This is a genomic window from Roseibium sp. MMSF_3544 (assembly GCF_030732845.1).
In the GTDB taxonomy this organism is placed as follows: Bacteria; Pseudomonadota; Alphaproteobacteria; order Rhizobiales; family Stappiaceae; genus Roseibium.
The window spans coordinates 107,951-128,093 of the sequence record NZ_JASHKA010000018.1 but is presented as its reverse complement, the minus strand read 5'-3'; the positions used below and the strand labels follow the sequence as shown (position 1 = coordinate 128,093).

Annotated in this window: 17 protein-coding genes and 1 tRNA gene; 10 read left to right on the top strand and 8 right to left on the bottom strand. The window is 57.0% G+C overall.

The genetic code is table 11. From position 1 onward, the window contains the following. Window positions 1–454: 454 nt before the first annotated feature. Window positions 455–2,149 carry a type I secretion system permease/ATPase gene (locus RBB47_RS22695; RefSeq protein ID WP_371932838.1) on the top strand — a complete coding sequence of 565 codons (1,695 nt, stop codon included), beginning with the start codon at window positions 455–457 and terminating at the stop codon, window positions 2,147–2,149. Beyond that, a complete protein-coding gene (locus tag RBB47_RS22690; RefSeq protein WP_305988168.1) occupies window positions 2,146–3,474 on the top strand; it encodes an HlyD family type I secretion periplasmic adaptor subunit in 1,329 nt (442 codons plus the stop codon). Before RBB47_RS22695 ends, RBB47_RS22690 begins: the two co-directional genes overlap by 4 nt. A gap of 63 nt (window positions 3,475–3,537) precedes the next feature. On the opposite strand, the gene glp is transcribed toward RBB47_RS22690, so the two are convergent. From glp to RBB47_RS22665, 5 genes are read right to left on the bottom strand one after another with little or no spacing between them, the layout of a single operon-like run. Next, window positions 3,538–4,743 carry a gephyrin-like molybdotransferase Glp gene (glp, locus tag RBB47_RS22685; RefSeq protein WP_305988167.1) on the bottom strand — a complete coding sequence of 402 codons (1,206 nt, stop codon included), beginning with the start codon at window positions 4,741–4,743 and terminating at the stop codon, window positions 3,538–3,540. Then, window positions 4,743–5,255 (bottom strand): cyclic pyranopterin monophosphate synthase MoaC, encoded by a 513-nt coding sequence (gene moaC, locus RBB47_RS22680; protein ID WP_305988166.1) that lies wholly within the window; start codon window positions 5,253–5,255, stop codon window positions 4,743–4,745. The genes glp and moaC overlap by 1 nt, the downstream gene beginning before the upstream one ends. 6 nt (window positions 5,256–5,261) lie before the next feature. Next, a complete protein-coding gene (gene trpC, locus RBB47_RS22675; RefSeq protein ID WP_305988178.1) occupies window positions 5,262–6,077 on the bottom strand; it encodes an indole-3-glycerol phosphate synthase TrpC in 816 nt (271 codons plus the stop codon). A 1-nt stretch (window position 6,078) separates the two neighbouring features. Beyond that, complete coding sequence (gene trpD, locus RBB47_RS22670; RefSeq protein WP_305988165.1) at window positions 6,079–7,092, bottom strand: anthranilate phosphoribosyltransferase; 1,014 nt, start codon at window positions 7,090–7,092, stop codon at window positions 6,079–6,081. Window positions 7,093–7,113: 21 nt separating this feature from the next. Then, on the bottom strand, window positions 7,114–9,006 hold the full coding sequence (locus RBB47_RS22665; RefSeq protein WP_305988164.1) for a peptidylprolyl isomerase: 1,893 nt from the start codon (window positions 9,004–9,006) through the stop codon (window positions 7,114–7,116). Between the two features lie 221 nt (window positions 9,007–9,227). Here RBB47_RS22665 and tpiA point away from each other — a divergent pair, with 221 nt between their 5' ends. The 7 genes from tpiA to RBB47_RS22630 all read left to right on the top strand — a co-directional run bounded on the left by tpiA (window position 9,228) and on the right by RBB47_RS22630 (window position 18,108). Then, window positions 9,228–9,986 carry a triose-phosphate isomerase gene (gene tpiA, locus RBB47_RS22660; RefSeq protein ID WP_305988163.1) on the top strand — a complete coding sequence of 253 codons (759 nt, stop codon included), beginning with the start codon at window positions 9,228–9,230 and terminating at the stop codon, window positions 9,984–9,986. A 111-nt stretch (window positions 9,987–10,097) separates the two neighbouring features. Continuing rightward, complete coding sequence (secG, locus tag RBB47_RS22655) at window positions 10,098–10,484, top strand: preprotein translocase subunit SecG (protein ID WP_305988162.1); 387 nt, start codon at window positions 10,098–10,100, stop codon at window positions 10,482–10,484. 133 nt (window positions 10,485–10,617) lie between these two features. Next, window positions 10,618–12,246, top strand: a complete 1,629-nt coding sequence (locus RBB47_RS22650) for a CTP synthase (protein ID WP_305988161.1) — start codon at window positions 10,618–10,620, stop codon at window positions 12,244–12,246. 29 nt (window positions 12,247–12,275) lie between these two features. Further along, window positions 12,276–13,103, top strand: coding sequence for a VOC family protein (locus RBB47_RS22645; protein ID WP_305988160.1), 828 nt, complete (start codon window positions 12,276–12,278; stop codon window positions 13,101–13,103). A gap of 187 nt (window positions 13,104–13,290) precedes the next feature. Then, window positions 13,291–14,454 (top strand): efflux RND transporter periplasmic adaptor subunit, encoded by a 1,164-nt coding sequence (locus RBB47_RS22640; protein ID WP_305988159.1) that lies wholly within the window; start codon window positions 13,291–13,293, stop codon window positions 14,452–14,454. Beyond that, window positions 14,455–17,604 (top strand): efflux RND transporter permease subunit, encoded by a 3,150-nt coding sequence (locus RBB47_RS22635; protein WP_305988158.1) that lies wholly within the window; start codon window positions 14,455–14,457, stop codon window positions 17,602–17,604. A gap of 126 nt (window positions 17,605–17,730) precedes the next feature. After that, window positions 17,731–18,108, top strand: a complete 378-nt coding sequence (locus RBB47_RS22630) for a thiol-disulfide oxidoreductase DCC family protein (protein ID WP_305988157.1) — start codon at window positions 17,731–17,733, stop codon at window positions 18,106–18,108. A 23-nt stretch (window positions 18,109–18,131) separates the two neighbouring features. Here RBB47_RS22630 and RBB47_RS22625 read toward each other — a convergent pair whose 3' ends face one another. The 3 genes from RBB47_RS22625 to RBB47_RS22615 form a co-directional block, all read right to left on the bottom strand. Beyond that, on the bottom strand, window positions 18,132–18,713 hold the full coding sequence (locus RBB47_RS22625; RefSeq protein WP_305988156.1) for a glutathione peroxidase: 582 nt from the start codon (window positions 18,711–18,713) through the stop codon (window positions 18,132–18,134). A 105-nt stretch (window positions 18,714–18,818) separates the two neighbouring features. Beyond that, window positions 18,819–19,076, bottom strand: a complete 258-nt coding sequence (locus RBB47_RS22620) for a hypothetical protein (RefSeq protein WP_305988155.1) — start codon at window positions 19,074–19,076, stop codon at window positions 18,819–18,821. Between the two features lie 258 nt (window positions 19,077–19,334). After that, window positions 19,335–19,410 (bottom strand) — tRNA-Lys (locus RBB47_RS22615). Window positions 19,411–19,782: 372 nt separating this feature from the next. Between RBB47_RS22615 and RBB47_RS22610 the strand changes: the two genes are divergently transcribed. Next, window positions 19,783–20,076, top strand: a complete 294-nt coding sequence (locus RBB47_RS22610) for a hypothetical protein (RefSeq protein WP_305988154.1) — start codon at window positions 19,783–19,785, stop codon at window positions 20,074–20,076. Window positions 20,077–20,143: the final 67 nt, after the last annotated feature.

Genomic DNA, 20,143 nt, shown 5'->3' with positions numbered 1-20,143 from the left:
GATATCCACGGATCGGCCGCCTACCGCGCAAACCTCGTCACCGTCATGGCCAAACGCGCCGTCAAAGCAGCTGGGTAGGTTCGAACAATCTTCTCTATTTTTACTGCAAAATCGAAAGTCCGGCTTGTTATAAGCCGGGCTTCTTGCTTTTTGTGATCCGGAAAATTCTGTAGTCGTATTTTTTCTGAATGGGGCAATGTCCGGAAAGCGGAATGTTATGACGTACGGCACAGTTCGGCGCAGACGAGATCGTTATAGTGAGCGCCGGATGTGGGAAAAGGAAACAGCCGGAAACCGTGTCCACGATAAATCTATTTATAGACACATAGTTCGGATTAATTCGGCCTTCTTGAAGAGCACGTTGCAAAGTGCCGAAGGCAAAGGTGGGATAGAGGCATAAATGGCTGGACCAAAACAACGCACCGCGAAGGCGAATAGCGGCAGGGACAATCCCGTGTCCACTGCATTCAAGCCGATCCGGTCGGCATTCTGGGGCGTTGCCGTCGTCAGTTTTGTAATCAACATCCTGATGCTGACCGGTCCGGTCTTCATGCTTCAGGTTTATGACCGCGTTCTTGCCAGCGGATCGGTGCCGACCCTTGTGGTAATCGGTTCCCTGGCGATGGTGCTTTACGTTTTCTACGGCATTCTGGAAGGTGTGCGCGGCCGGATATTGTCACGGCTAGGGCAACGTGTGGACGCCAGATTGTCCGGGATAGTCTACAAGGTTTCAAACAGCCTTCCGGTCCGATTGGGACGTCAGGCTTCGCGACTGCGTCCGGTGCAGGATCTTGACACGATCCGGCAGTTTCTTTCCGGGCCGGGGCCTGCGGCTATCTTTGATATTCCGTGGTTACCGCTTTACCTCGGCATCGTGTTTTTGTTCCATCCGCTCCTGGGCTTTGTCGGCCTGGCCGGGGCGATCATCATTTCAGTGCTGATTGCACTTAACGAAGTCATGTCTCGCGAGCCGACCGAAGATGCTGCCGGTCAGTCAGGCAGGCGCTCGGCCGCTGTGGAAAGCGGGCAGAGGAATTCTGAAGTTGTTGCTGCGATGGGCATGCAGGAAACGCTGACTGCAAGATGGGATGCACAGAACCTTGAGTATCTTGCAACACAGCGGCGGGCATCCGACAGGACCGGGATTTTCGGGACGGCCATCAAGACAATCAGGTTCATCCTTCAATCAGCCATTTTGGGTGTCGGTGCGTGGCTTGCGATCAAGCAGGAGATTTCCCCCGGTGTGATGATTGCCGCGTCGATCATGACTTCGCGTGCGCTTGCGCCGATTGAACAAGCCGTCGCGCAGTGGCGCGGTTTTGTTGCCAGTCGTCAGGCGCTGCGCCGATTGCGCGAAGTTCTGCAGGTGTCGGAATCTGAAGACGCGAAAATGGATCTGCCAGCGCCGACAAAAAGCATCTCGGTGGAGCAGGTCTTCTGCGGGCCCTTCGGGGAAGCAATGCCTTATGTGCAAAACGTTTCCCTGGAGCTGGAGGCCGGTGACGGACTTGGCATTATCGGTCCTTCCGGATCTGGAAAATCAACCTTCGCGCGCGCACTTGTCGGCGTTACACCGACCTTGAAGGGCGTGATCCGTTTCGACGGTGCAGAGCTCAGTCAGTGGGAAAGTGCAAAGCGCGGTGAGTTCATCGGGTACCTGCCGCAGGATTTGCAGCTTTTCGATGGAACCATTGCGGAAAACATCGCACGGTTCCGCGAAGACGCGGCGCCGGAAAAGATCATTGAAGCGGCCAAGCTGGCCGATGTCCACGATATGATCGTTGGTCTTCCGGAAGGCTACAACACGGTGATCGGACGGAGTGGCCGGTCCTTGTCTGCCGGGCAGCGGCAACGTCTTGCGCTTGCCAGATCGCTCTATGACAATCCGTTCCTGGTGGTGCTTGATGAGCCGAATTCAAATCTGGATGCGATTGGTGAAAACGCCCTCACAAACGCGATCAAGGCCATGCGCCAGAAGGGATCGATCGTCGTGGTGATCGCGCACCGGCCGAGCGCGATTGCGACGGTTGACAAGATCCTGTGCCTCAAAGACGGCAAGTTGGCAGGCTTTGGGCCTAAGGAGGAAGTTTTGAAACAGGTTGTTCAGCCGGTTCAGCCTATGCGCCAGGGAGCAGGAGCAGCCCGATGACAAAAGTGAACAAGGACATGGATAAGGCCCCTGCAAATTCGGCAGATGATGAGCTGAGCAAAACCGTGCGCGGCCATCTCTACTTCGCGTCTCTGGTGACTGTGTTTGTGGTCTTCGGAATTGGGGGCTGGGCAACGTTCATGGAAATCTCCGGCGCCGTTGTTTCGTCGGGGACGGTCGTTGTCGAGAGCAACATCAAGCAGGTCCAGCACCGCGAAGGCGGTATTGTGCGCGACATCAAGGTGAAGGATGGAGATCTTGTCGAATCGGGCGATCTGTTGATCAGTCTCGACGACACCGTCACACGCGCGAACCTCGCCGTCATTACCAAGCAATTGAGAGAATTGACGGCGCAGGAGTTGCGATTGGAATCCGAACGTGACGATATCCAGACGATCGACTGGCCTGCGGACAGAATAGAGTCTCTCGGCGACATCGAGCGCGGCCAGCAATTGCTTCTTGAGGCGCGTCAGAATTCCAAGGAAGGACGCAAAAACCAGCTTGAAGAACAGATCAGGCAGTTCAACCAGCAAACGCAAGGGTTGGAAGCCCAGGTGACCGCCAAGGACATCGAAATTGAACTGATCGCGGAAGAACTTGTCGATCTGGAAAAACTCCTTGAAAAGAATCTCACCCCGAAAAGCCGGGTGACGGCCTTGCGGCGTGAAAAGGCGCGGCTTCAGGGTGAGTATGGCGACCTGATTGCTCAGATTGCGCGCACGAAGGAAGCTATCAGCGAACGCCAGATCCAGATCCTTCAGATCGAAGAATCCTATCGCGCCGAGGTCCTCGAGCAGTTGCAGGAAGCGCGGTCGCGCATTGCACAGCTGGAGGAACAAAAGATTGCGGCCGAAGACGAATTGACACGTGTGGAAATTCTCGCGCCGCGCAACGGCTTTGTGCACCAGTTGTCGGTTCACACGATTGGCGGCGTTATCGCGCCCGGCGAAACGGTCATGCAAATCGTGCCGCGTGAAGACCAGCTGATTGTGGAAGCGCAGGTTCAACCGGTCGACATCGACCAGTTGGCCCCCGGACAGGAAGCGCGGGTCCGGTTTCCCAGTTTCGATCAACGAACAACGCCTGAGTTGACTGCAAAGCTGCTGACGGTTTCCGCGGATCTCACGGAAGACGAGCGAAGCGGTATGAGCTACTACGTCGCCAAGCTCGTCATTGACGATGAGGAATTGCAGAAACTCGGTTCACAGACACTGGTGCCAGGCATGCCGGTTGAGACGTTCCTGCAAACAGGCGACCGGACAATTCTGAGCTATCTGGTAAAGCCGGTTACGGACCAGATCGCCCACGCGATGCGGGAAAGATAAGCCATTTCAGCGCCCTGCGTGTTTTCGAGTGCAGGGTGTTCTGTCGGTTTTCGATCAAAGACGTCAAAGAACGAGTATCTGGACCGTTGAGCCTGCCTTTTGGGCGGGTGCGTGGGGCGGGCGGATGATCAGTGCGCCCGATCTGGCGAGAAGGGCAAGCATGGAGCTGTCCTGTTTCTGGTACGGCGTTGCAATGAGGCGCCCTGTGGCGTCCTCTTCCAGCGTTGCACGCACATAGTCCTGCCGGCGATCATTTTCCTCAAGATCAGCGCCGAGAATTGCCTGCCTCGATGACGTGGCTTCAGTTTCTTCGCCGAGCATTTTTCGGATGAGCGGTTTCAGAAACAAGAGACCGCAGACAAGGCTTGAAACCGGGTTTCCCGGCAGCCCAAGGACCCGTGTCTTGCCAAGCCTGCCGGCCATGAGAGGTTTGCCTGGGCGCATCGCGATGCGCCAGAAGGCGAGATCCATGCCCTCCTGACCCAGCACACCCTGCACGAGATCATGATCACCGACCGACGCGCCACCGAGCGTGACGAGAATATCTGCGTTTTCAGTGATGGCCCTGCGCGCGTGATTGGCCAGCTCGATCGGGTCGTCGCGCGCGATGCCGAGATCGAGCGGGGCGCCGCCGCAATCCTCCACCATCGCAGCAATGCCTGCGTGGTTGGAGGCGATGATCTGATCAGGTCCCGGCTCGACGCCGGGGCGCACCAGTTCATCACCGGTGGCAAGGATCGCAACCTTGGGCCGTCTGACCACAGGCATGTCCGGATGGTTCATTGCTGCGGCAAGTGCCAGATGGCGGTAGGCAAGGCGAAGAGGTGGTGCGAGAAGGATTTCATCCTGGCGAAAATCCAGGCCGGCGGGGCGGACAAACGCGCCCTTTGCAGGCGGTTCAAGGACCGAGATCCGGTCGCCGTCTCTCGACGCATTTTCCTGAATGAGAATTGTGTCCGCACCGGCAGGTACCGGAGCTCCTGTGAAGATCCGGACGGTCTGCCCAGCGCCAACGTTGCCGTCAAACCCATGACCGGCTGGCGCTTCGCCGATAACCTCAAGTATTGCCGGACCGTCGATCAGGTCTTCATGCCTGATCGCATACCCATCCATGGCCGAAGCGGCAAATGGGGGCTGCGTTCGTTTGGAGACCAGATTTTCTGAGAGGTACCGGCCATTGGCCTTGTCCAGTGTGACCCGTTCGCTCTCAAGCTGGCTCACTCCGGACAGAAGTTTTTCGAGCGCCTCGGCAACCGGCATCAAGCTCATCAGGTGCCGCCCTCGCTGCCGTCTTTTTCAAGCGTCCAGTGACCGGACTTGCCTCCGGCTTTTTCCACCAGGCGGATGTCGCCGATCACCATGCCGCGATCCACGGCTTTGGCCATGTCATAGATTGTCAAGCAAGTGAGTGAACAGGCCGTCAGAGCTTCCATTTCAACGCCGGTCTGACCGCTCACCTTGGTGGTTGCGGTTACGACGAGACCGGGCAGCGTTTCGTCCGCCTCGATGTCGACCGTCACCTTTGAGAGCATCAGCGGATGGCAAAGCGGGATGAGCTCATGGGTTTTTTTGGCCGCGAGTATCCCGGCAACCCTGGCAGTGCCGATGACGTCGCCTTTCTTGGCATTGCCCGACAGGATGAGCTCTAGGGTTTCTGCACGCATGGTAACTGTGCCGCGCGCGACGGCAATCCGGTTCGTGACTTCCTTTTCGGACACGTCGACCATATTGGCCGCGCCCGCCTCGTCCAGATGTGTGAGTTTCGTGCCCTGGTCAGACATGACGCCTTAAACCGCTTGAGAAAGAGCAGGGCGCGTGAGCAACGTTCTGGTCGCTGAGGCAACATCCTCCTGGCGCATAAGGCTCTCGCCGATCAGGAAGGTGGAAATGCCAACCTTGCTCATGCGCTCAAGGTCCTGCGGGGTAAACAGTCCGGATTCGCCAACGACAATTCGCTCAGCCGGCACCTGGGGCGCGAGTTCCTCGCTGGTTTCGAGCTTCGTCTCGAATGTCTTCAGGTTGCGGTTGTTGATGCCGAGGAGGGGGGAGGTCAGTTTGAGAGCTCGTTCCAGTTCTTCAAAATTGTGAACTTCCAGCAGGACGTCCATCCCGAGACCGAATGCGGTTTCTTCCAACGCCATTGCCGTATCGTCGTCTACGGCAGCCAGGATGATAAGGATGCAGTCACCACCCCATGCGCGCGCTTCGTAGACCTGGTACGGGTCATAGAGGAAGTCCTTGCGCAGGGCCGGCAGGGAGACAGCGTCGCGAGCCTTTGTGAGAAACTCGGGGCGGCCCTGGAATGACGGCGTGTCGGTCAAAACCGAAAGGCAGGCAGCGCCACCGCTTTCGTAAGCCTCGGCAAGCTCCGGCGGGTTGAAATCGGCGCGGATGAGGCCTTTGGAAGGGCTCGCCTTCTTGATTTCGGCAATCAGGGCGTATTCGCCGCTTGCTTGTTTGGACTCGATGGCTTTCCGGAAGCCGCGCGGCTTACTTACGTCCGTGATTTTCGCTTTCAGGTCATCCAGCGTCACGCTGGATTTTGCAGCTTCGATCTCATCGCGCTTGTAGGCTTCAATTTTCTTCAGGATGTCAGACATGATGCTATCCGTTCGATGCCGCGACCAAGCGCTCAAGCGTATCTGCCGCCGAGCCGTTATCGATATGTGCCGCCGCCAATTCAACGCCATCCGCAAGGTTGGAAACCTTGCCGGCAACGACAAGCGACGCTGCTGAGTTGAACAACACGATGTCGCGGTAGGCGTTCCGGGTACCGGCGAGCACATCACGCAAAGCTTTCGCGTTTTCAGCCGGAAGTCCGCCTTTCAGATCTTCTGCCTTGGCAATCGGAAGGCCTGCGTCTTCAGGTGCGATTTCAAAAGAGCGGATCTCCCCGTTCTTGAGCTCGCACACATAGCTCGGGCCCGTTGTCGTGATTTCGTCCATCCCATCGGATCCATGCACGATCCAGGCCTGCTGGGAACCGAGTTCTTTCAGGGAATGGGCAACCGGCTCCAGCCACTTCTTCGCAAAAACACCGACCATTTGCCGTTTGACGCCCGCCGGATTCGACAGGGGGCCGAGCAGATTGAAGATCGTTCGGGTGCCGAGCTCCATCCGGGTTGGGCCGACATGCTTCATCGCGGCATGGTGAAGCGGCGCGAACATGAAACCAATGCCGGCCTTTTCGATGCAGGCGGTGATCACTTCCGGCGCAATATCGATGTTGACGCCGAGTTCGGAAAGCGCCTCGGCGGCTCCGGATTTTGACGACAGGGACCTGTTGCCGTGTTTTGCGACCGGCACGCCGCAACTTGCGACGACGATCGCCGTGCAGGTCGAAATGTTATAACTGCCGGAATTGTCGCCACCTGTCCCGACAATGTCGATCGCATCGCCGGGTGCGTCGACGGTCAGCATTTTTGATCGCATTGTTTCGACCGCGCCGGTGACTTCGGCAATGCTTTCACCGCGAACGCGCAGCGCCATCAGAAAACCGCCCAGCTGCGAGGGTGTCGCCGATCCGGACAAAATGACCTCAAAGGCCTGCCGGGCTTCCTCCGGGTTCAACGCGCCGCCATCGGCGACTTTGGCAATGATGTCCTTGAAGGCCGTCATTTTAAATCCACACGTTTCAGATCAGTGTTGTGTCAGGCCGATTATCTGGGCAACGCCTGCCTGGTTGATCACAACTCCGGCCTGGTTCTCCCTGTCGGTGATGAACTGGCCAACAAGAGAATCGCGCATTTGCTGCGACAACTGGGTGGCCAACTGAGCCATCGAAGGATCTGCGGAATCGAAAGCAGGCACAGATGCATCAGTCACCTTCAAGACGATCCGGCCGCTACCGTCTGCGGAGCCCGTGGCGGCATTCGTCCCGACAGGGCCGTTGAACACTTCGGAAATCGCATCCTGGCCGAGGTTGCCGGACGGTGTATTGCGAACAAGTCCTTCTGCTGTCTGGACTTCCAACTCTCCTTCAGCGGCGAGCGCGAGCAGCGGTGTTCCGTTGTTCATCCTTTCCAGAAAACTGGCAGCGGTTTCGTCAAGGCGCCTTGTCAGTTCGTCTGCTTTCCAGGCGGTAACAACATCATCCCGGACTTCGTCAAGCGCACGTTCCCTGGTGGGAATGACTTTCGCCACTTCGTACCAAATGAACCCCTGATCACCGAGTTGAATGACATCGTTCTCGATGCCGACGTCGCTGTCGAAGGTCCCGGCAACAAGACCATCAGCATCGGGCAGGGTGACATCGCTACCGGTTTCCGACTTGCCCGTCTGGTCAAACGCTTGCGGGGTTTCAATCTCAAGTGAGAAGCGTTCGGATACCTCGTCCAGCAATGCACCGCCGGCGCGAGCGTCTTCTATCTCATCCAGGAGGTCGAGAATTTCGCGCTCAGCCTGTTCCCGTGCCAGGTTTTCGACAATTTCGTCCTTGACCTCCTCGAAAGGCCGTGTGGCTTCGGGCAGAACTTCCTCGACATTCAGGATGACGGTCGAGAACCGGCCCTCAACGGCGCCGCTTGAAGTACCTGCAGCCAGTGAGAAGGCTGCGTCGCCCAGCGTTTCGTCAAGGAAATCGGCCTTTGCCATCACACCGAGCGTCACGTCATTGTCGCTCAGATTGCGCTCACCCATAAGGTCATCGAAGGTTTTTCCGCCCGCCAACTCCGCTGCGGCCTCTTCAGCAGCTTCCTGTGAAGGAAACGACATCTGACGAACCTTGCGGCGTTCCGTCTGAAAGTAGTCGTCCGCCCGAAGTTCGTACTCCGCGCGGGCGTCGGCCTCAACCACATCTTCGGGCCGGGCAAGCGTTTCGGAGGTCAGCTGAAGCAGCTTGATTTCCCGATACTCAGGCGCTCTGAACTCAGCCTTGTTTTCTTCATAATAGGCATTCAGCGCGTTTGCGTCGGGATCCTCGATATCGCCGATCGTGTCAGCGGTAATAAGCAGGTAATCCGCGCTTCTGGTTTCGTTCTGGTAAGCGGCGAGCACTTCCAGATAAGTGTTCGGTGCACGCAGGTTGCCCGCAATTCCTTCAACAAGCTGGCTTCTTTCGGCAACCTGACGGCGTTGCACGACATATTCGTCTTCCTGATAGCCGTTGGCCCGCAGGATCTGATCCAGTCTGGAGCGGTCATAGCGCCCGTTAAGGCCTCTGAAGGCGGGATCGGACTGAATGATTTCCGCTAGACGCTGATCGGACAGGCTCAGTTGCATATCCGTTGCCGTGTTGTTCAGAGCGGCTTCTGCGATCAATCGTCCGAGCGCCTGTTGCGGGATGCCGAGCTGGTTGCCTTCTTCGCGCGTGAACACGCGGCCGAGCTGTTGCGACAAGTTGTTGAGGTCTTGTCGATAGGTACGGTCGAAGTCCAAAAGAGAGACTTCCGTGTCGCCGACCTTGGCAGCCGTATTCTGACCGAAACCGGTCAGAAAGTCGGTTACGCCCCAGATGGCGAAACTAAAAATCAACAACGCGATAAACAATTTGGCAACCCAGGTGCCAGCGCCCTTGCGCAGCGCGTCAAGCATGACGTCTCCCGTATTTCTTGTCTTTCCAGCAGCCGTACTACAGGTCCATACCCTGGAACGGAGCGGGCGGATCATAATGAGGTGGGGCCGCCGCTGCAAGGCGGTGAAATATAAACTTAAAGACAGAAACAGCTCTGTCTGGAACGGGACGATTGCAACAATCTCCCGCATCTGTTCTATAAGCGCCCAAATGAGCAACGATCCAGGGGAGACGAACGACAATGAACGTCAAGATCAAGCCGCTTGTGGCCGGAAACTGGAAAATGAATGGGCTTAAGTCGAGCCAGGCCGAATTCCACAAAATGCTGGCTGGCTTGACGGACGATTTGTCCGAGAGCGTGGACACTATGATTTGTGCCCCTGCGACGCTGGTGGCATCCCTATCGGAGATTGCCGGAAGCGGTGCGCTCTCGGTCGGCGGACAGGATTGTCATGCGGAAGCCTCCGGCGCGCATACAGGTGACACATCAGCCGAAATGCTCAAGGACGCCGGGGCGACGGCGGTGATCGTCGGACATTCAGAACGCCGGACGAACCACGGCGAGACGGATGCGGACGTCAACGCAAAGGCACAAGCTGCCTGGCGTGCCGGTCTGGTCGCGATCATTTGCGTCGGGGAAACGGAAAGCGAACGCAAGGCAGGGAAAGCCGTTGAGGTCGTTGAACGCCAGCTCAACGGTTCCGTTCCGGACGGAGCGACGGCGAACAACACCGTAATTGCCTATGAACCGGTCTGGGCAATCGGCACCGGATTGACACCGACCGCCCAGGATGTCGAAGAGATGCACAAGGCCATGCGGGACAACCTGGAAAGCCGGTTTGGCACAGCTGGCGGCGCCATGAAACTGCTCTACGGCGGCTCGGTCAAACCGGCAAATGCCAGCGAACTTATGGCTGTTGCGAACGTGAATGGTGCCCTTGTCGGCGGCGCCAGTCTCAAGTCTGACGACTTTCTGGGGATCCTTGCCGCCTATTCTTGAGTGTGCAGCCCTTGAAGCTTGTGAGGTAAAGCCTCAATTGAAGGGTGGAAAGCTTGCGGCGTCTGGTGTAGAAGGCCGCCAATCTTTGAATTCAATACAGAATGGCGTTCGATGGAAACCGTAGTCATCGTTATCCACCTGATGGTCGTATTGGCCCTGGTACTTGTTGTCCTCCTGCAGCGATCCGAAGGCGGCGCGCTCGGCATCGGTGGCGGTGGCGGCGGGGGTGGCCTTATGTCCAGCCGCGGTACGGCCAACATCCTGACCCGCGCTACGGCCGTGCTCGCCGTCGCGTTCTTTGCGACGTCGCTGACACTAAGCCTTATCGCAAAGAACGAAGACAGCCCGGCATCAGTCCTTGACGCTGTTGCGCCTGCCAGTGGCGATGCCCCGGCAGCTTCCGACAGCGGAACGGAAGGCGGATCAGGCGGAATTCTTGATTCGCTTCGCCAACAGGGTCAGGAGCCCTCCGGACCCCAGGTCCCGGCCGCACAGTAAAGCGGCTCCGGCGGAACTCCCGCCCAATCATCTGACAGATGCCCTGCGGCCAAATTCGCAGGGCATTTTTATGTGTTAAGAACGCAACTCCCGAGTGGCCAAACGGCTCTCGGCAAGGATATGGTATTGGTCCATGGCGCGATATATTTTCATCACTGGCGGCGTGGTTTCCTCGCTTGGAAAAGGTCTTGCTTCAGCAGCTTTGGGCGCGTTGCTTCAGGCACGCGGCTACAAGGTTCGGCTTCGGAAGCTCGATCCGTATTTGAATGTCGATCCGGGCACGATGAGCCCGTATCAGCATGGCGAGTGTTTTGTGACCGACGACGGGGCTGAGACGGACCTTGACCTCGGCCACTATGAACGCTTCACCGGACGGCCTGCGAACCAGCAGGACAACATCACGACCGGCCGGATTTATCAGAACATCATCGCAAAGGAACGCCGCGGCGACTACCTGGGTGGTACCGTTCAGGTCATTCCCCATGTGACCGATGCGATCAAGAATTTCGTTCTGACCGGAAACGAGGGCTACGACTTCGTTCTCGTGGAAATTGGCGGAACGGTCGGCGATATTGAAGGACTGCCGTTCTTTGAAGCTATTCGCCAGCTCGGCAACGATTTGCCCCGTGGCGACGTGGTTTATGTGCATCTGACCTTGATGCCCTACATTCCGAGCGCTGGTGAAATGAAGACGAAGCCGACCCAGCACTCGGTCAAGGAACTGCGTTCCATCGGGATTCAGCCGGATATCCTGATGATTCGGTGCGACCGCCCGATACCGGAGACGGAAAAACGGAAACTCTCCTTGTTCTGTAACGTGCGCGAGAGCGCCGTTATCCCGGCATATGACGTGAAATCAATCTATGATGTGCCGATCGCCTACCACAAGGAAGGTCTGGATGATGAGGTTCTGGCCGCATTCGGTCTGAAGGGCGCGCCGGCGCCGGTTCTCGACCGCTGGGAAGGGATTTCGGAAGCTGTTGCCAATCCGGAAGGTGAGGTGAAGATCGCGATTGTCGGCAAGTACACAGTGCTCAAGGACGCCTACAAATCGTTGATCGAGGCGCTTGTCCACGGCGGAATCGCCAACAGGGTCAAGGTCAACATTGAATGGATCGAATCGGAGATCTTCGAGAAGGAAGATCCCGGCCCCTATCTTGAAGGCGTGCACGGGATTCTGGTTCCCGGTGGCTTTGGCGAGCGCGGTGCGGAAGGCAAGATCGCTGCGGCGCATTTCGCCAGGACGCGCATGATACCTTACTTCGGGATCTGTTTCGGAATGCAGATGGCCGTTTTGGAAGCAGCCCGCAATCTCGCCGGGATTGCGGACGCGAATTCGACGGAATTCGGGCCTGCCAAGGATCCGGTTGTCGGACTGATGACCGAATGGACCAAGGGGAACGAGAAGGAAGTCCGAAACGAAGATGGCGATTTGGGTGGTACCATGCGCCTCGGAGCCTATCCGGCGGCCTTGAAGCAGGGCTCCCGGATTGCCGACATTTACGGAACCACGAGCGTGTCTGAGCGCCACCGGCACCGGTATGAGGTCAATATCGGCTACCGGCAGCAACTGGAAGATTGCGGTCTGATCTTTGCCGGAACATCGCCGGATGGCGTGCTGCCCGAGACTGTGGAGATCGAGGAACATCCCTGGTTTATCGGGGTTCAGTATCACCCCGAGCTCAAGTCCCGCCCGTTCGAACCGCATCCGCTGTTTGCGTCCTTCATCGGAGCCGCCTTGCAGCAAAGCCGGCTGGTTTGACGTCATCATTCTCGTCGAAAGGAAAAGACATGGTGCGCGGCCTCGACCATCTCGTTGTTGCGGTAAAGGATCTTGAGGCCGCAGGGCACGCATACCAAAACGCAGGTTTCACCGTGACGCCCGAGAACCGGCATCCTTGGGGCACGGCCAACCGCCTGGTTCAGGTCGAAGGTTTCTTTATCGAGTTGCTGAGCATTGCTGAACCCGAACTGATTCCCGATCTTTCAGGCAGGGCATTTTCCTTCGGAGCGTTTAACCGCGATTTTCTGGAGCGGCGGGAAGGGGCCAGCATGCTGGTTCTGGAGAGCCATGACGCTGGTTCGGACCGGCAGGATTATGAAGCAGCCGGCCTTTCACTCTATGATCCGTTTTCCTTTGAGCGGGTTGCCCATCTGCCGGACGGAACAACGGCGCAGGTCGCCTTCGACCTGACCATTCTCCAGGATCCCATCGGTCCGGAAATTGGCTACTTCACCTGCCACAACAAATTTCCAGAGAATTTCTGGAAACCGGCTTTCCAGACTCACGAAAACGGCGCGCAGGACGTCAAAACTGTCTACATGCTGGCGGCCGATCCTTCCGATCATCATGAATTTCTGGGCGGGTTCACCGGCCAACGGGAGATGCGAGCGACCAGCCTCGGACTTGAGGTGCTGACACCACGGGGCAAGATCGCGGTGCTCAATCCCGACGCCTACCGGGCACTGCTCGGTGACAGTGCTGCTGACGCAATACAAGGACCTGTCCCGCTGATAGCGGCAATAGAATTCACATCCACGAAGCTCGACGAGCGCAAGGTCATTCCCGGGAACCAATTGTTTGGTCTGACTGTGATTCTGTCACCGGCCGGCGTTTGATTATTTTCGGATCTGTCTTTTTGCCCTCAAATGGCTGGAGGCGGCTATCCGGATTGAAAACGCGGCGTAAATTTGTTTGACGGCCGACGACCGGCACCAACAAAATTCGCTTGTTGAATCAATCCGTCCTTTTATAGTGAACTCCAATTATGCGCTCGACCCACCGGTCCGACTGCGGAGTTCTCGAATGACCTTTCAGCGTTTTGCCTCTTTTCCCAGCCGCACAGTCCTTGCCGTGATGGCAGCCGGTCTGCTTGCTGCCTGTTCGGACGATTCTCAGCAGTCCCAGGCCCCCGCAGCTCCGCCTCCGTCGGTCACGGTCGCCAAGGTGACTTCAGAGGACGTCCGGCAAAGCGAGACCTTCGTCGGGCAGATCGCCGCGGTAGACCAGGTCGACCTTGTGGCTCGTGTCAGCGGATTCCTGGAAGACAAGGCCGTCCCGGACGGCTCTTTCGTCAAGCAGGATGATTTGCTGTTCACCATCGAAAAGGCGGAATACGAGGCGCAGCTGACCAAGGCGAAAGCCGACCTTGCCAGTGCAAAAGCCGATGCCGCCCTCAAGGCAGCCGACGAGAAACGCGACAAGGACCTTCTCGAAAAAGGTCACGTGTCAGAAGCCGCCTATGAGGCAACTCTTGCGCAAATGCAGCAGGCGGACGCATCGGTCGAGGCTGCACAATCGGCATTGCAGCAGGCAGAACTCAATCTCAGCTATACCGATATTTCAGCGCCGTTTCCCGGGCAGATCGGCAAAAGCGCCTATAGCGTAGGTGAGCTTGTCGGGCCGAACACGAACGCGCTGGCCAAGCTGATCCGTCTGGCGCCGGTTTATGTGAACTTTTCCGTCAGTGAAGCGCAGTATCTGAACGCCGTTCAGACCCATAACATCAGCCCGGCTGATCTTTCGCCCGAAGAGGCGCCTTCGATTTCGCTGATATTGCCGAACGGCGATTCCTACGGCGAGAAGGGCAAAATCGTCTACATCGACAACGAGATCGATGCGACGACCGGCACGATTTCGTTCCGGGGCCAGTTTGAGAACAAAGACGTGCGCCTCCTGGCCGGGACTTATGTCACCGTGCTGCTGGAAGCCCCTGAAACAGAAACAGCACTTGTTGTTCCTCAGGCCGCGATCCAGCGGGATCAGCAGGGGGCCTTTGCTCTGGCAATAACGTCGGACAAGAAGGTTGAACAGAAATACGTTGAGCTCGGACAGCAGGTGGGCACGAATTTCGTCGTGACAAATGGCTTGGCCGAGGGCGACGAAGTGATCACCGAAGGTCTGCAGAAGGTGCGGCCCGGCGTTGAGGTCGACCCCGTTCTAGCTTCTCAGCCGGCGGAGCAGAGCTAAATGTTTTCTCGCTTTTTTATCTACCGGCCCAAATTTGCGCTGGTGATTTCCATTGTTATTACAATCGCCGGTATTCTCGGATATGTTTCGCTGCCGGTTGAGCAGTTTCCGGACATCACGCCTCCGGTCGTAAATGTTTCGGCGACCTATACGGGCGCAAACGCCGAGGTTCTGGAAGAAACGGTTGCTGCCCCGATCGAGGGGCAGGTCAACGGCGTCGACGACATGATCTACATGCAGTCGACCAGCAACGACAGCGGCAACTATTCCCTGAACGTGACATTTGCGGTTGGAACAGACCCTGATATTGCGACGGTGAACACCCAGAACCGTGTGTCCCAGGCGACAAGTCAGCTTCCGAGCGAAGTGACGGCGAATGGTGTGACCGTTCAAAAGGCCAGCACGAATATGTTGCTGGTGATTACGCTTTTCTCTCCAAACGGCACCTATGATGAGGTGTTTCTGTCCAACTACGCCTCGATCAACCTGAAAGACGCGCTGGCCCGCGTCCAGGGGGTCGGCCGCGCTGACGTTATGACGGATTTCGCCTATGGCATGCGTATCTGGCTGGATCCAGACAGGCTGACAAGCCTTGGCATGACACCGAGCGATTTCATCGCCGCCGTTCGCGATCAGAATATTCAGGTTGCGGCCGGGCAGATCGGTGCGCCGCCGGTGCCGGACGGTCAGCAGTTCCAGTATACGATCAAGGCCAAGGGCCGCCTTGCAACACCGGAAGAGTTTGAGGAAATCGTCCTTAGAACCGGAGATGACGGTGCCGTCGTCACAATCGGTGACGTGGCGCGCGTGGAACTGGGTGCGCAGTTCTACAACGCATCGGGTGAATTTAACGGCCAGCCATCAACCGTTCTGGCGATCTATCAGGCACCCGGCGCGAATGCTCTGCAGGTATCTGCTGATGTTCTTGCCCGGCTTGAGAGCCTGTCGCAGGCATTTCCGGACGACATGGAATACGCCGTTCCGTTCAACACAACCGACTTTGTTCAGGCATCGCTGGATGACGTAATTGCGACCCTGTTCCTGACCTTCCTCCTCGTCGTTTCCGTGGTGTTCATTTTCCTCGGCAATTGGCGTGCGACGATTATTCCAACGGTGGCCATCCCGGTTTCGCTGATCGGTACCTTCGCAGTTCTTCTTGCCCTTGGAATGTCGCTCAATACGATCTCGCTGTTCGCGCTGGTGCTTGCTATCGGCATCGTCGTTGATGATGCGATTGTCGTCGTGGAAAACGTTGAGCGCATCATTGCGGAGGAGGGCCTTCCGCCCAAAGAGGCGACCGCCAAGGCAATGGAGCAAATCACAAGCCCGGTTATCGCGACAACGCTTGTGCTTCTGGCCGTGTTTGTGCCGACAATCTTCATGCCCGGCATTACCGGACGGCTTTACTCGCAATTCGCGGTCACGATTTCCGTATCCGTTGTGATCTCGTCGATCAACGCACTGACCCTCTCGCCTGCGCTTTGCGGTCTCATCCTGAAAGCCAGGTCCGGGCCACCCAAGGGAATTATGGGACTGTTCGACCGCGGCATTACGGGTGTTCGTGACGGTTACACCGCGATCATCCGGCGCCTTGTGCGCGTTGCCTTTGTCGCGCTGATCGTTGTCGGCGGCGCGATTGCCGTCATCATAACGCTTGGCGGTTCGTTGCCGCAGGGCTTCCTGCCATCCGAGGACCAGGGCTATCTTATGGTCGACGTCCAGCTGCCCGACGGAGCGGCTCTGGAGCGAACCGAAAGCGTAACCGACCGGGTCGTGGAACTCACCCAGAATACGCCGGGTGTTGAGAACGTGGTCATCGTGAACGGCTTCTCGATCCTGAATGGCGCAACATCCTCAAACGCGGCCCTGGTGATCGCGACCATGAGTAACTGGGAGGACCGTCAGGAACCGAATTTGCGTATCAATGCGATCCTCGCGAAGTTCTGGGCGGACTTCTCAACGATACCCGGTGCCAACATCATTGCCTTCAACCCTCCACCGATCCCGGGCCTCGGCACGACGGGCGGGGTGCAGATGATGCTTCAGCAAACCGGAGGCGGGACGCCGCAGGATCTGGCGTCCGCGGTCGGTTCGATGGTCTATTCCGCCAACCAGAGTTCCGATATCGCGCGCGCTTATTCAACGTTCCGGGCGAATGTTCCGCAGGTCTTCGTCGATCTCGACCGCCAGAAGGCGAAAACTCTTGGCATCAACGTGGCCGACGTTTTCACAACGCTTCAGGCCTATCTCGGCTCCTACTATATCAACGACTTCAACATCTTCGGCAGGGTCTACAAGGTTATGGTCCAGGCCGAGGGTCAGTATCGTGACAGGATCGAGGATATCGGCCGGCTTTACGTCCGCTCTACGGACGGCACGATGGTGCCCATGCGCAGTGTGCTGACGACCGAAAACGTCCTCGGACCGCAGATCCTGACACGCTACAACATGTTCCGGGCCGCTGCGGTCATGGCGGACCCGGCTCCTGGCGCGTCCACGGGCGTCGTCATCAATGAGGTCGAGGCGGCCGCGCAGGAGGCCTTGCCGCCCGGATACACCTACGAATGGACCGGAACGGCGCAACAGCAGCAAGGCGCGGGCGGCATCGTCATGTTCATCCTGATGTTGTCGATCCTGTTCACTTACCTCTTCCTGGTGGCCCAGTACGAAAGCTGGACCATGCCGGTTGCCATCCTGATGTCGGTGTCCTTCGCGATCATGGGTGCGCTTGTCGCGGTGTTCGTGACCGGGGGAGACGTGAACCTCTATACGCAGATCGGGATGATCATGCTTGTCGGCATGGGGGCGAAAAACGCCATCCTGATCGTTGAATTTGCGATGGAGCAACGCGATTCGGGCAAACCCATCATGGAGGCCGCGACGGAAGCCGCGCATCTGCGTTTCCGGGCCGTTATGATGACGGCATTGTCCTTCCTGCTAGGCGTGGTGCCGCTGATGACAGCTTCGAGTGCAGGCGCGGCCAGCCAGAAGGCAATCGGCTTCGCGGTGTTCGGCGGGATGCTGTTCGCCACCGTTATCGGTGTCCTGATGATCCCGATCCTCTATGTCTGCCTGCAGTACATTCGGGAAAAGGTGAAAAGCATGTTCGGCGGGGAAGGGAATGTAAGCCGCAGCGCGCCCGCTGGCTGACCGAAGTTACTGCCTTTAAGATCACAAAACGGCCCGGTCTTTTTCGCCGGGCCGTTTTTTGTCCGGTGTTTGCAGCAATCCGCACAGGCGCAACACTCGTATCAAGCGCAGGTCAGCCAACAAGCGGTGTGTCTCTTGATCACAGTTTTCTACGACGGCAAATGCGGGCTCTGCTCACGGGAGATCGGCTACTACAAGAAGCTGAAGCCGAGGCGCAGCATTCTCTGGAATGACATTGCGCACGAGCCGCAGCTGCTTGACGGCACAGGGCTAACGCAGGCAGATGCACTGCTGTTTCTTCGCACCAGGGATGAACACGGGACGCTACACAGCGGCCTCGATGCATTTCTGGTTATCTGGAGGCAGTTTCGTGGCTGGTCACTACTCGGCAGGCTGTTGAGTGTACCAGGTATTTACAGCGTTACGTCTTGGGCCTACGGACAGTTCGCGCGCCGCAGGTTCGCAAGACATGCCCATTGCCAGGCAAGCCTTGAAACCTCGTGACAAGCATTTCTGAAGGTTAAACCTCAGTTTATGCCTGCCAGTTGCTTCTCAATCTCGTTGATGATGCGGTTCGAAGTCGGGCTTGTCGGCGTTGAAAACCAGGCAACGATAGAACCGTCCGGTCCGACAATATACTTGTGAAAATTCCAGTAGGGACGCGCCACCGGCCCGAGACTGTCTTTTGCCCAGCGATAAAAGGGATGGGCGTTCTTTCCTTTCACGCCGGTTTTTGCGGTCATCAGAAACTGGGCTCCGTATTTGGCTTCGCAATAGCCGGCAATTTCACCGTCCTTGCGCGGCTCCTGGCCGCCGAAATCGTTTGACGGTACCGCCAGAACAACCAAGCCCCGTGCCGCATATCTTTCGTGCAGTTCCTGCAACTCCGCGAACTGTCCGCTGAAACCGCATTCAGTTGCCGTGTTGACGACAAGGACAGGCTTGCCGGCAAACTGCTTGAGCGGAAGTTCGCTTCCGTCCGGAAGATCGAAGACAAACGCGTGGGCATTGGTTTGAAGGTTGTTGCTGGCCGCGCCATCGCTCGCGCCGGTGGATACCAGCGCTGCGGCGCCGACAAACATGCCAAGTACGGAACCAATTCTGGACATTTTCTCACCTCTGACCGGTTATGGCTGATACGCGGAACAGGGGCTCTCTGGTTCACAAAAGCGCGATCATTCCCGTAAATCATCATCTTCCAGCGACGCAGCCGCTTAGTCGACGGGCTCGAAGACGGTTTCAATCGCGTGGAACATGGTCTCATAAACACCGATTTCGTCGCGCATGAAATCACCGTCGAGCACGGCTTTCTTGGCTTCCCGGACGAGATCAGACTTGATGGCTTCAAGATCAGTGCCGGATACCTCAGCACGTTCGGTAAGTTCGACATAAAGCCGTTTTGCAATCCCTGCATAGGCAACGATGGCCGTCACCATATGTGTCGGGTCTTCCGGTATGTCGATTTTCTGCATTGCCGTTCCTTACTGAAAAAAAAGGGCGCTCGTTCGCGTAGTTCCGAAGAGCGACCCGGACACCTGTCACGGCAACCTACCCGCACGTTGGAACGGCGTAAATTCGCAAGCGAACAAATCCACGTGCCTGCTTCTGGCAGGTCGCGAGGAATCTGCTTGCCGTCTGAGGGGGTGCGCGGATTGGTCCATGCCAAAAACGGGTGCTGGAATCCTGGAACGCAGGACACCGTCACGATTTTTGTGGGGAAGCTTCCGTAATGGTGAGCCGACAGGGGTTCGAACCCTGGACCTACTGATTAAAAGTCAGTTGCTCTACCAGCTGAGCTATCGGCTCTCACCAATTTCCGGAGCAGCGTGGCGGTCAAAACCTTGTGCCATCGCGTTGGTGGCGTGTGTTTATGCCGACATAGAGGACATTGCAAGAGGCAAATTTCATTTTTTCAACAGTGCCTCGGAAATATGACAGATATCGGCAATTCAGTCGTTTGGAAAACCTTAAGACAGGGCCAGCGAATACGATTGAGAGTAAAAATAATGAAATATGAATACCGATTGGTAGTATAAACTACAGGGTCATCGGGTTTTTCTCTAATCTTTTGTTTAGAATATTCGCTATTAAGAAGATAATGATCATTCTCCTGCAAAAACTGTCAGGTAGCGCAATATAGTTTTGTGATGTACCTTTATAGGCCTATAGAGAGGTTACATGCATACAACAACAATAGATACTCATACGAACTCCGTTGAGTTCGACTTCGTGAAAGGCCACATCGCTGCGACGATGACGCTGATTCACGGACTTATCGAACAGGGCGTAATCGATCGCGAACAGCTTGATGCATTTTTTGCTGCGTTTGTCGGTGACTTGCCGCATACACGCGAAACACTTGGTCTGCGTTTGATCATCGACCAATGGCGCCAGGGCCTCAGGGACGGCGAGCCGGAGGAAGAGCTGAAAGGAATGCTGTTCGAAGTGATCCGGGGAGGGCGGTCAAACTAGAAACAAAAATGCAATCGGCCTGGGGTGGAGGCCGGCGCATTTTCAAAAAATCAGACTAGTTGAACAG